Below are 11,843 nucleotides of genomic sequence, written 5' to 3' on the forward strand. Positions count from 1 at the left end.
ACTCCGCTACAGTTTCAACAACGGTATCGGGGGTGTCTGGTGTTGGCGTCAGGACGTAGGGTTTTCCCTGGAATAGGCGAGCTTCTGCCACCTCTAACCCACTTTCCGCTTTGCCTGCCATCGGGTGCCCACCCACAAAGTTTCGCCAGAGGGGGGCGATCGCCGTTACCACCTCCGCTTTAACCGAGCCGACGTCTGTCAGGATTGTGCTGGGACGAATGTGGGGAATTAATGCCTCCACCGTCGGTTGCAGTTCAGAAATGGGCGTACACAGCACAATCACCTCCGCTGCCGTCAGGATAGAGAGTTCAGTGCTGGCCTCGTTGACCATACCTTTGGCTAAAGCCTGCTGCACCGTTGTCTCGCGTCGTGCCACGCCCAAAATCGAGTGTCCGTGCGATCGCCAATCCAATGCTAACGATCCACCGATCAATCCCAGTCCAACAATGCCAATTTTCATGGGGTTCTCCACACCACACCTTGATTTTTGAATCCGGGCCTATGCTTTGGGGAATGCCTCTAACCTGCCTGATCTCAACTTCCCAAACTTAGATTAGAACCACAGACGAAATGCTGGAAGTACTGACGCATCGATGCATGGTTAACTCAAACCTCAAAACTTAAACCTGAAAACTCAAACCTCGAAACTGGAATACCCCCTTGAACTATCGTGAGCATTCGATACCCTCTCTTCCTCCTTCCCTCACTCTTCCCTCACTGCGAACCGAGGCAGATCGGGATTCAGACCTCGAACCTACGTGTCTCAAGAGCTACAGCAGCAAAGCGTTTCGACACGTTGACAACATATTAGCCCCCAAAGAGTGTGTCACAATGAAAGTTCACTGAGCAACATCATATACACACGGGTGATAACGCCTTTGATTGAAGTTGAAGTCCATCAGCGATTGCGAGCCTTCCTGCGGGAGCAAGGCGAACCCTACTGGCCCCACCATCTGACGATGGCGCGGTTGGTGGCTCGCGCGATGCGGATAGGACGCAGTGCCCTCATTCAAGCGGGTGCGCCAGCGGGATATCACGCTCGTTATCGACTGAGTTATCTCGTTCCAGCCCTGATGTGGATGGATCCGGTGGTGTTGGTGGTTCCAGAGACAATCCAGCAGCGGTTGTTGCTGGTGGAAATTCCCCGGTTACGGCAATGGATTTCAACACCAAAAGCCATTCATACGGGCGATCGCACCGATAATGCCAACGCCCAAGGACTAATCCTGGCATCACCCCAGGACTGGCTGCGCGATCGCCTCACCACCCGCACCCAATTTCCAAACAACATTCTTACGATCATTGATGGTGCTGATGATTTGGAACGGTGGACGCAGGAGGTTTTGACGGTTGACCTACACCCCTCGGATTGGAACACACTGCTGCTGGCTTTTCCACTCCAAACCGAAGCCATTCATGACACCCGTGCCCAGCTAATCCGCAGTCTGTTTCAGCATCCTTCCAATCCCTATAACTGCTATCTTTTGGACGATCAAGAGCGCGATTACCTTCATCAGCTTTGGGTGCAGTTACAGAACAGTCCTAGTTTTCCGGGTAGCATGCCTTGTCGCTGGGCGAAGTTTTGGGATCACTTTCATCGAAGGGATCAGATGGTGTTGGCATCGGTTGACCGCGAGCAGGGTCAGTTTACGCTGTCCTGTAGTCCGGTTGAAGTTGCATCGGCACTCAGCCAGATCTGGCCACAGCAGCCGATTGTGCTGATTGGGAGCGCTATGGACTTAGACACGGATGCCGCCATCTATCGTCAACGGTTAGGGATGGGCGACGTGACAACGCTCAAATTTTCACCCGATCGCCAAACCGAACTGATCCATCTCTGCACGCCCGACCGAATTCCCCTGCCGAATACGCCAGAATTTCAGCCCGCTTTGATTCGGGAACTGCGATCGCTCCTTGACGCAAGCAGTATCCGACCAGGACTTTCAGTGCTGCTTGTAGATGACTTGCCCCTGAAAGCACAGGTAGCGTCCGTCCTGGCTTCAGAGTTTGGATCGCGGGTGCAGGTGGAGCGTACCTGTCTGGATGAAAACGGAATTTTGATCAGCGGCTGGGAATTTTGGCGGCAGCACCAGGCCGTTTTACCTGCCCCAAACCTGCTCGTGATTGCAACCTTACCCATTCCCTCTCTAGAAGAACCCCAGGTTGCGGGACGAGTCGCTTACTATAAGCAATCGCGGCAGGATTGGTTTCGGTTATATCTCTTGCCGGAGGCGCTGTCCGAGCTACAGCGAGCGATCGCCCCTATGCGAGAGTCCCAAGGTGTCGTTGCCCTGCTGGATAACCGGGTGAACCATCGAAGTTACGGTCAACAAGTCTTTGCAGCCCTGAGTCCCTCGGCACGGATACAGTCCATTGATTCAGACCTATTCAACCATCTCGACTATTCGATGTAATCCAATGCTGGTAGAGATGAACACTACAATCGAACAGTTGTAGCTGTTGCCAATCAGCTTAGGACATGGACATTTTGGTTCGCCGCCCCACCAAAATGTCCTAACCGATATGGCTAGCGCTATATGTCAAATCCGCTTGAACACTGATAAAGGGATACGGACGGGTTTAATAGACAGAATCCGGTCAGTACCCAAGTTTCACGGCTCAACTCGCCCCTCGCCATCTGGGAGTGGTCATGAACTGAACAGATTTGATACGACTGGAAGGCACAGCGTTTTTTGAAATTTCCCAATTTATGGATAAACACTCGTTACAATGGGGTAGGCTATCATCGGATTCAGTCGCTAAACTTTTGATGAATTTTGCAATTTGTTTCGTTAGTTGCCTTCCCAAGACGCACAATCCAAGCTTTAATGACCTGTAAAGCAAATTGCGATCGCGCCATTGTGCATTTATTTTGTTTGTATTGCTCCATGCCCAAGTTATTCATATCTTCTGAATACCTAAAAACCGTTCCTGGCTGGCTTCGCTCCATTTCCACCAAGGCTGCGTTTGTAGGGCAAATGATGACCGTATTCTTTCTACCCTCTATCGTTCTAGCCCGATGGCATCCTTTTGCCCGTCCGGAATGGCTCTGGCGCGATTGGGATCTCACGGTAGTGGGGCGATCGCTCCTGAGCGCCGACGCTTAGGGGAAGGAAAGGTCTATTTAGGGTTTTCCAGGCTTATCGTTTAGACCTTGAATTTGTTAGATTTAGAACTCGATCATTTCAGGAGAAACGATCTATGTTACACCGCAAGATTTATCAACTCTGTTGCGACGGTCGAGAAGTGTGGATTTTCTTGCGGGATCAGCAGCGCTGGATTGAACGCGCTCGGATTCTCGATATTGAAGGCGACCTAGTCACGCTTCGCTATGAGACTGAAGAAGACGATGAAAACTGCTCATGGGAAGAAATGGTGCGGCTAGAAAGCATCGGCTCTGTCATGCAAAAGCTAGCCACGGTTCCCCGTGGCAATGTTGACCCCATAGTGTCTGACGAGTGCCCAGAGGCGGAGCAAATTCACCGTCCCCACTCAGAATCAAACCCCGACTAAGCGAGAGTCAAGCATCGCTCCGATTTAGACAATGGAGATTTAAAGCCCTTCGCAGGATGCCGAGGGGCCTTTTAATTTGAGCATCGTGAACGATACATTCACAAGCCGCACCCTGCCAAGCGGGAACTGCTGATCCAAGTCGGTGGGCTTAATGTGTCAGTAGGATACGTTAGCATAACGCATTAAATCCTTATCCGATAGTGCTTTACGGCTTTACTCAACACCCCCCTGCACCCAATTATTTCTCGCTACTTGTGAGGAAACCCTGACACTGAAGTAGGCGTTGAGAGTCTTAATCCGTTACCTTACGGATCCATGGCTCTACGTATTAGTGGTAGTTTAATGTAGTTAAAGTCACATAATTCTCAAGGAGACATCTACCATGTCAAGTGTTGGTTTGAACAAATGGATTGTGAGTGGTCATCTAGCCGCAGATGCTCAGATTAAAACCGTAGTTTTACGAAGCGGTGAAGAGGCAGAAGTAGCTAGCGCTACGTTATATGTCCGTAAGCCTCGGAACCGAGATGAATCGTTTACGGTTTCCCTCAGCATTTGGAAGCGTTCTGCGGCGTGGCGATCGCTCCCCTACTTGAAAAAAGGCTCATTGATCATCTGCACGGGCAGCATCGAACCAAATCCCTACGTTTCTAACGCCACGAACACGCCTAGAGCCGGACTGGAAATGACGGTTCTCGATATCGATCTGGATTCCGTGAAACGCAGCGATGAAAATGAATACGACGCCGAAGAACTATCCGACAAGGTTCCAGCAATGGCGTCTTAAGCTGTGCGCAAATATTACTCAATCATGAACGGTCGGGGTGGAGATGGCTCTACCCCGCTTACTTTAAAAACGCCCTCTGCCAGAACTGTGGAAGCGGTAGCCCATTAAGTTTTGAGTTTTGAGTTGATAATGTCCAGGGCCGTCAGCATAAAGTTAAGAAATGTATCATACTGAAGAAAGACGCCTGTGAGGTAGACAAAGGGTTGGGGAACGTACTGTGCTAACGCGACGGATTTTAATTTGGTATCGAACCGACTTAAGACTGCATGACCATGAGCCTTTACATGCGGCTTTAAAAACCGGAGCCACCGTTATTCCGCTCTACTGCTTTGATCCCCGCCACTTTGAACAAACCTCGTTTGGATTTCCGAAAACCGGAGCCTATCGCGCCCAGTTTTTAATTGAAAGTGTAGAGGACTTGCGGCAATCGTGGCGATCGCTCGGCAGTGATTTGCTCGTACGGTTTGCCAAGCCAGAAGCTGTGATCCCCGATCTCGTGAAATCCTTGGGGATCACTGATGTCTACTACCACAGCGATGTCACGACAGAAGAACGGGCGGTGGAAGATGCCTTAGAACAGGCTTTGGACGATCTCGATGTCAATCTGGTGGAGTTTTGGGGCGCAACGCTGTATCACCCGGATGATCTCCCCTTTACGGTTGAACAGCTACCGGAGGTTTTCACCAGCTTTCGCAAAAAAGTCGAATCTCGGTCTACGGTCTATCCTACCTTTCCGACTCCTAAGCAAGTTTCTCCCCTGCCAACCGTTGATCCCGGTGCAGTTCCGACGCTGGCTGATCTGGGTGTCATCCCTTCTGAACCCGATCCTCGATCCGTTTTAGCCTTCCAAGGCGGTGAGACTGCTGGACTCGCTCGCCTCCAGGACTACATTTGGACTCAGGACGGCCTGCGCCGCTATAAGGAAACCCGCAATGGAATGCTGGGGGCAAATTATTCCTCCAAGTTCTCGCCGTGGCTGGCGATGGGCTGTCTCTCGCCGCGTCAGGTTTACGAAACCGTGCAGACCTACGAAGCCGAGCGGGTGAAAAACGACTCTACCTACTGGCTGATCTTTGAACTGCTGTGGCGCGACTACTTCCGGTTTATCTGTGCCAAGCATGGCGATCGCGTCTTTTATCCGTCGGGGTTGCGGAGATTGGCGATCGCCTGGAAGCAGGACTGGACAAGATTTGAGGCATGGTGCGAGGGGAAAACTGGGTTTCCGTTAGTGGATGCCAACATGCGTGAACTGGCAGCAACGGGATTTATGTCTAATCGCGGACGGCAAAATGTTGCTAGTTTCCTAACGAAAAATCTGGGGATCGACTGGCGCATGGGGGCGGAATGGTTTGAATCGCTGCTGCAACTACGGCAACTGGAACTATACGGCAGGCGTTGGCAATGATGCGCGAGGCTTCCGATATTTCAATATTCCCAAACAATCCAAGGATTATGATCCCCAGGGTAAATACGTCAAATACTGGCTACCGGAGTTAGCCAATGTGCCGACGACTAAGATTCATCAGCCCTGGAGCCTGACCTTGGAGGAACAAAAGCGCTGCCAGGTTCGAACTGGCGTGGATTATCCCAATCCAATCGTGGATCTGGAACAGTCGGTGCGGGCGAATGAGTCGATCTACAATGCAGCATTAGCGCGGGCATAGAATTGAGTACGATTCACCATGAGCAAACAGATTTTGATGGTGTTCCATCAGTCCACCTCATCCCCTGGCTTAGTTGGGCAGCTTCTCCAGACCGGAGGATATCGATTAGACATGCGCTGTCCCGCAGAGGGCGATCGCCTTCCTGAAACCTTAGAACATCACGAAGCCGTGGTGGTGTTTGGGGGGCCAATGAGCGCAAACGATGACGATACACTGCCGTTTATCCGTGCGGAATTGGACTGGTTACCCCTGGTTCTAACCTCTGAGAAGCCTTACCTCGGCATTTGTTTGGGGGCACAGTTGATGGCCCGGGTACTGGGCGCGCGGGTCTTTCCCCATGCTGAAGGTCGCAAAGAGATTGGCTACTTTCCGATGCGGGTTACCCCTGCCGGACTAGAAGATTTTGGGCGATCGCTCCAGGTATATCACTGGCATGGCGAAGGGTTTGAGATCCCCTCAGATGCGGTGTTGCTGGCCGAGGGCGATCTGTTTCCGAATCAGGCGTTTCGCTATGGGGACAACGTGTACGGCCTTCAGTTCCATCCCGAAATTACCGAAACGATGATCCATATTTGGACAGAAAGAGGTGCCGATCAACTTGTGATCCCCGTTGCCCAGTCCCGACCGGAACAGATCCAAAATCATCAGCGGTATGGAGGGGCGATCGCCACTTGGTTGGATGAATTTCTTTGGGATTGGATTGGGGAATCGGCGTTGCGAGAATCGGCCTAGACCCAGTCCTAGAGTGAATTCAGGGGATTAACCGAGACCACATTGAGAGAGATATCATCCTCCGTTACAAGCTGAATCGGCAATGTTGCAAAGGCCTCACGGCGGGGAAACTGAACAAATTGCACGCCTGTATCCACAGAGGAAACGCGAATCACGTAGCGATCGCCCACCCACTGGACACTTTGCACTTGATGGCCAATCAACCACAGTTCCGCGATCTGACCCGAATTAATTTGAGCAATCCGCTCAGCGTCATAGCACTGGGACAGCGCGGGTTCCTGCTCCAGCAGTGACCACAATCCAGAAAAATAGATTGGCTCTTGCCGTGCGCTTAGACCGTAACTGGTAAAGGCGATCGCATCCGTTTCCCAAAATTCGTGTTTCAAGGTTTGGGCAGTAGCAGAATCTAGCAGATCACTATAGCGGGGATCGGCCTGTAGATGGATGGTCTGCTCATCGGTGCTGGGGCGTGCCCAGGTCGTAGATTCACTACAGACGGAGTAGGCTAACGGGCTGGGTATCCGGTCGGGGGATACCACAGGCAACTTATCAAGATCCGTTACCGCCGCGTAGCGATCCAAAGATGGCAGCGGAGAAAACTGCGTCATTGGTTCTGTCGGAGAGGCCAGTGCTGCCCCACCTGTACTGGTCATTGCGAGGCTTGCGAAGAGTGCCGATACCCAAGCTGCTGGCGATCGCCCATATGCCGTCATGCGATTTAGTCCTGTTCCCAAAAGCCGTTCCTTAACTACCACAATAACGGAAGCAGGATTCCAGACACTAGCCCCATTTATTAAAGAATCTTGTAGACCGGACGCGCTCTATAAGTATTGCGAAATAAGCTATTTTCTAGATTTTCCGTAAGTTTGATAAGTCTAGTGAATCTTAAGACATGTCGTCAGATTTTCCGTAAGTTTGATAAGTCTAGTGAATCTTAAGATATGTCGTCTTTCACCATGAGGACGATGAGACGCAGGAACGGCGTTAGGGCGAGGGATTTTGCCATTTCACTACCGAGGGGGTTCTGGTCTAGGCATTATTTCTCTTGCTATAGAATGGACGACACACGAGTTGGGGACATCCACAATGAGTAACTCTCAAGCCACGATTCGCCTACCGTTTGTGTGGGGATCACGCGATACGGATGAGCAAGTCGCAAGAACGAGTACCGTTACCCTGCCACGAGACGAAACGGCTCTGCAAACGGCACGCAACGATCAACGCTGGTTGGAATCGATCATCCAGGACGCAGCTCCGTTTTCAGACTGGTGGCTCAAAACTCGAATTATTCAGCTCTCGTACCAACCCCCTGACGAGGCCAGTGCCGCCAAGCAATATGTCTACGACAAAGGAGCGATTCGCCTAGAGTCGGCCTCACCTGACCACGCTCCGGGCAATACCTTTCCCGTTTATGCCAGTAAGGAAAGCTGCGAGACTATCCTGGCGCAAGTCGAACAGGAACTGATTGCCCACGGCGGACAATTGGGACTGTCGCCCGTGGAGTGCCGCCAGCGGTATCGCTACCTCCTCACGGAAATTAACCGCGATGATAATCAGTATGTGTATGAAGTGTTGGACTACTGGTTGAGCCGACGGTTTACAGAAGCCATTAGCCGAAATTTTGAAGTCTTTGTCGATGCAGATAGTGATACGCCCCACGTCTTTTTAGTGGTCAGCACAGCTCCGATTTCCTTGAACACGGCGCGGGTACTACCGTCATCCCCGGCACTGAAGCTAGCGTACCGCTATCGTTCGTTATTTAACGTGAACGAAATGGCGGAAATTCTCCATCAGCAAAGCGTAGAGACGATGACGCTGCGGGTACACGGTTACTCCAATGCCTCAAAGGCGTTTTACACCAACTTTTCCAACGAAGCGCGGGTGATGTATCAGGAAGGCGTCATCCACGGTAAGCATGCCTACGTGGGATATCACTGGCCGAGCGAAATGCCCTTTTTGAGCCCTGGTTTAACCGAGGATGTCACTCGTAACCTCGGGATTTTTATGAAATTTTTGCTCACCTTGTTTGTCCTCAGCTTTATTTTCTGTGTGCTGCTGAGCCTGCTACTGGCGATCCTGCCTTTCTTCCCGTGGTCGTTTGCAACCGTTCAGGATGCTGGGTTTGGATTTCTGCCCACCATATTCTTGCCAACCCTGAGTATTGTCTTTCCGCTGTGGTTCGTCGCCTTTACGCTATTGCGATTGGTGGTCTACCAGCGCGATCGCTACCGGGCAGTCCACTATGGCGCACCCGATTTAGCCGAATGCTTTTGGCGACTGGATAAGCGTCTGAAGTTTCTGATGACGAAGGGGCAGCCCATCACCGATCAGGCGGGAGATGGACGACCCACAAAGACGGTAAATCTGGTGGGGCACAGCATGGGGGGATTAGTTCTCGTTAACACCTTGCGCGTGCTGTCCGATCGCTACGGTAAAGACGAAAAGCAAGCGGATCATCGCCTGGGGGAATGTTTTGCGCTAGGTAATTTAGTGTTGGCCTCTCCCGACATTCCCCTGGAACTCATTCGGGAAGGGCGGAATAACTACGTGCGTTCGGCCATGCGTCGCTGTCAGAATATCTATCTCTTTTCGAGCGATCGCGACACGGTATTGCGCTATCTCTCGACATTGGGCAACTGGTTTAGTGAACCTAGCCTGCAAATGTCAGGATTGCGACTGGGCAATGTCTATCTTCAGCGGAAGAACGGAGGAGTTGTTTCGGAGTTAGGGCATGTGTCCATTCGGAGTTTGCTGCGGTCTACGGAGGCGATCGCCCCAACGTCAGCCTATGACCTTTTCGAGCGCTTCAACTACCTGGATTGCTCCCGAATGGAAGGCACGAACGGAATTGGCCTCGGGGTGAATCCATTGACGGCCTTGGTGATTGATGGCTTAAATACCGTGATGCTTTTGTTTGGAAAGGTAGATGTGCATGGAGGCTACTTCCGCTTTCATACTCCGGCGTTTAAGCTGATCCAGATGATTATCAAAAATCCATACCTCTCGTCGGCTGAGATCAGGAATGCCGTTGATAACTCTAGGGGACAAATTATTTTTCTACCCGCCGACAACTACATGACCCGCGAGATGGGAATCCAACCGAGGTAGTCTCGGTGCTTGCGCCTGGAAATTGGAATGTGGTAGCAGGTATGGAGCAATCCTATCAGCTATTTCTTCCATGAGTGCTTCTCCCGACGATTTAGAGACTATCCCCTTCGCGCACCTTGCTCCATCGGAGCAGCGCGATCGCCTCAAAGACTTGGCTGTCGTTTTTTCCAAGCTAGGGGCGATCGCCTTTGGGGGACCTGCAGCTCACATCGCCATGATCGATGATGAGGTGGTACAAAAACGTCGGTGGATGAGTCACAGTCGGCTCATGGATCTGCTGGGGGTGACCAATCTGATTCCGGGGCCGAACTCGACGGAACTCGCGATTCACATCGGCTACGAGTATGGCGGTTGGCGCGGATTGCTGGTGGCGGGAACCTGCTTTATTTTGCCTGCCATGCTGATTGTGTGGCTCTTGGCGTTTCTCTACATGCGCTATCAGGCGCTTCCCCAGGTGGAATGGTTGCTCTACGGCATTAAACCCGTGGTGATTGCGATTGTCGTGCAGGCGTTGTGGAAGCTGGGGAAGAAAGCGATTAAAGATGGCCCGACCACCCTTGCGGCGATCGCGGTCATCGTTGCTTTTTTTATGGGCGTTCATGAACTGCTGCTGTTGCTCGTGGCCGGGTTAGGCGTGATGGTCGTTAAAAATCTTGCCTGTGGGCGATCGCTCAGTGCGCTGCTACTTCCCACCTCTGGGATACTCGCCCAAGCATCCACAGCGACTCCGATGGCTGCGACAACGCCTGGTGTGTTTAACATCTTTCTTTTCTTTCTCAAAATCGGGGCGGTTTTGTATGGTAGTGGCTATGTGCTACTCGCTTTTTTACAGCGAGATGTGGTAGAGCGATCGCAGTGGCTGACCTCTCAACAGTTGTTGGATGCGGTGGCAATTGGTCAGGTGACGCCGGGGCCTGTGTTCACAACGGCAACGTTTGTGGGCTATCTGCTGGGCGGAAATCTAGGGGCGATCGCCGCTACCGTTGGCATTTTTCTGCCAGCGTTTGTCTTGATTTGGGTGGTTAATCCTTGGGTTTCGAAGCTGCGATCGTCGGTGTGGGCGAGTGGATTTCTAGATGGGGTGAATGCGGCGACCTTAGGGCTAATGGTCATCGTAACCTATACCTTGACGAAAACAGCCTTAATCGATCCCTTCACGATAGTTGTGGCATTATTAAGTGCGATCGCAGTCTTTCGCTTTAAGGTAAATTCAGCATGGCTGGTAATCGCAGGTGGACTTGTGGGACTGGGGGCAAAGCTACTCGGATGGGTTTAAGCCATCGGATGCGTAAACTGTTAACGTGGGGGACTGGAGCGATCGCCACCCTCGGCATGGTCGGCGCGATTCCCCTACACGCCTATGGAGAGGATGCGATTTACGATGATGTAATTTACATTGATGGGGCAGGCGCAACCTCTTTGGCTCCTCTATTTGAGGCTTACATGGATGCCTATGCTGTCTATTCCGACGTTCCCGTGAGTTACATGGGCATTGGTAGTCGTGACGGTATCCGAAACTTGCTCTCCGGAACTGTTGACTTTATTGGTAGCGATCTGCCGCTCACCGATGGGGAAGTTGCCCAGACAGCGATGGTGCAATTTCGATTCCCATTGCGGTAAGTGCGATCGCCCTAGCCTACAACCTTCCGGACGTACCAGAGTTGAAACTGTCGAGAACGACCTCCGCAGATATCTTTCTCGGCAAAATCACAACCTGGGATGATCCACGCATTGCCGCAGATAATCCAGGAGTAGAGTTGCCAGAACTGCCGATCCGACTTGTGGTTCGCGCCGATGCTAGCGGTGAATCTATGATTCTGACTGGCTTTGTTGCATGATTAGAAGGATGATCAGGCTCACCTTGAGGTCGTCCGGGTATTAAGCTTCGACTTTGTAGCTATCGGGTTTAGCGATCTGAATCATGCGGTTGAGCGCAACACATTTGATGAACAATTCCACGGCTTGATTGTCAAATTGACGTGCACTGAGCTCGACTTTATCCAATCAGGCGGCATGGCAGAGTAACTCGGTCCAGGTGTCGA

The 11,843-nt window shown here is 51.7% G+C and carries 11 protein-coding genes and 2 pseudogenes; 10 read left to right on the forward strand and 3 right to left on the reverse strand.

The features are described 5' to 3' along the window. Nucleotides 1-460, reverse strand: a 460-nt coding sequence (locus IGR76_14335; protein MBF2079657.1) for a prephenate dehydrogenase/arogenate dehydrogenase family protein, incomplete at its 3' end; no start/stop codon positions are given. Nucleotides 461-878: 418 nt separating this feature from the next. Here IGR76_14335 and IGR76_14340 point away from each other — a divergent pair. The 6 genes and pseudogenes from IGR76_14340 (at nt 879) to IGR76_14365 (ending at nt 6,693) form a co-directional block, all read left to right on the forward strand. Beyond that, on the forward strand, nt 879-2,414 hold the full coding sequence (locus tag IGR76_14340; GenBank protein ID MBF2079658.1) for an ATP-dependent DNA helicase: 1,536 nt from the start codon (nt 879-881) through the stop codon (nt 2,412-2,414). 414 nt (nt 2,415-2,828) lie between these two features. Then, on the forward strand, nt 2,829-3,107 hold the full coding sequence (locus IGR76_14345) for a hypothetical protein (protein ID MBF2079659.1): 279 nt from the start codon (nt 2,829-2,831) through the stop codon (nt 3,105-3,107). 94 nt (nt 3,108-3,201) lie between these two features. Continuing rightward, nucleotides 3,202-3,513: a hypothetical protein gene (locus tag IGR76_14350; GenBank protein MBF2079660.1), complete on the forward strand. Its 312-nt coding sequence runs from the start codon at nt 3,202-3,204 to the stop codon at nt 3,511-3,513. A gap of 382 nt (nt 3,514-3,895) precedes the next feature. After that, on the forward strand, nt 3,896-4,297 hold the full coding sequence (locus tag IGR76_14355; protein MBF2079661.1) for a single-stranded DNA-binding protein: 402 nt from the start codon (nt 3,896-3,898) through the stop codon (nt 4,295-4,297). A gap of 217 nt (nt 4,298-4,514) precedes the next feature. Beyond that, a pseudogene (locus IGR76_14360) lies at nt 4,515-5,961 on the forward strand (DASH family cryptochrome). Between the two features lie 18 nt (nt 5,962-5,979). Next, on the forward strand, nt 5,980-6,693 hold the full coding sequence (locus IGR76_14365; protein MBF2079662.1) for a glutamine amidotransferase: 714 nt from the start codon (nt 5,980-5,982) through the stop codon (nt 6,691-6,693). An 8-nt stretch (nt 6,694-6,701) separates the two neighbouring features. Here IGR76_14365 and IGR76_14370 read toward each other — a convergent pair whose 3' ends face one another. Further along, nucleotides 6,702-7,427 carry a hypothetical protein gene (locus tag IGR76_14370; GenBank protein MBF2079663.1) on the reverse strand — a complete coding sequence of 242 codons (726 nt, stop codon included), beginning with the start codon at nt 7,425-7,427 and terminating at the stop codon, nt 6,702-6,704. Between the two features lie 352 nt (nt 7,428-7,779). On the opposite strand from IGR76_14370, the gene IGR76_14375 reads away from it, so the two are divergent. The 4 genes from IGR76_14375 (at nt 7,780) to IGR76_14390 (ending at nt 11,639) form a co-directional block, all read left to right on the forward strand. Then, entirely contained in the window at nt 7,780-9,801 is a 2,022-nt protein-coding gene (locus IGR76_14375) for an alpha/beta hydrolase (protein MBF2079664.1), read from the forward strand. A gap of 70 nt (nt 9,802-9,871) precedes the next feature. Further along, nucleotides 9,872-11,077, forward strand: a complete 1,206-nt coding sequence (locus IGR76_14380) for a chromate transporter (protein MBF2079665.1) — start codon at nt 9,872-9,874, stop codon at nt 11,075-11,077. A gap of 8 nt (nt 11,078-11,085) precedes the next feature. Continuing rightward, nucleotides 11,086-11,421: a substrate-binding domain-containing protein gene (locus IGR76_14385; GenBank protein ID MBF2079666.1), complete on the forward strand. Its 336-nt coding sequence runs from the start codon at nt 11,086-11,088 to the stop codon at nt 11,419-11,421. After that, nucleotides 11,400-11,639, forward strand: coding sequence for a substrate-binding domain-containing protein (locus tag IGR76_14390; protein MBF2079667.1), 240 nt, complete (start codon nt 11,400-11,402; stop codon nt 11,637-11,639). Before IGR76_14385 ends, IGR76_14390 begins: the two co-directional genes overlap by 22 nt. Nucleotides 11,640-11,679: 40 nt before the next feature. Here IGR76_14390 and IGR76_14395 read toward each other — a convergent pair. Beyond that, a pseudogene (locus IGR76_14395) lies at nt 11,680-11,784 on the reverse strand (IS5/IS1182 family transposase). Nucleotides 11,785-11,843 lie beyond the last annotated feature (59 nt).

This window comes from Synechococcales cyanobacterium T60_A2020_003, from assembly GCA_015272205.1.
Taxonomy (GTDB): Bacteria; Cyanobacteriota; Cyanobacteriia; order RECH01; family RECH01; genus JACYMB01.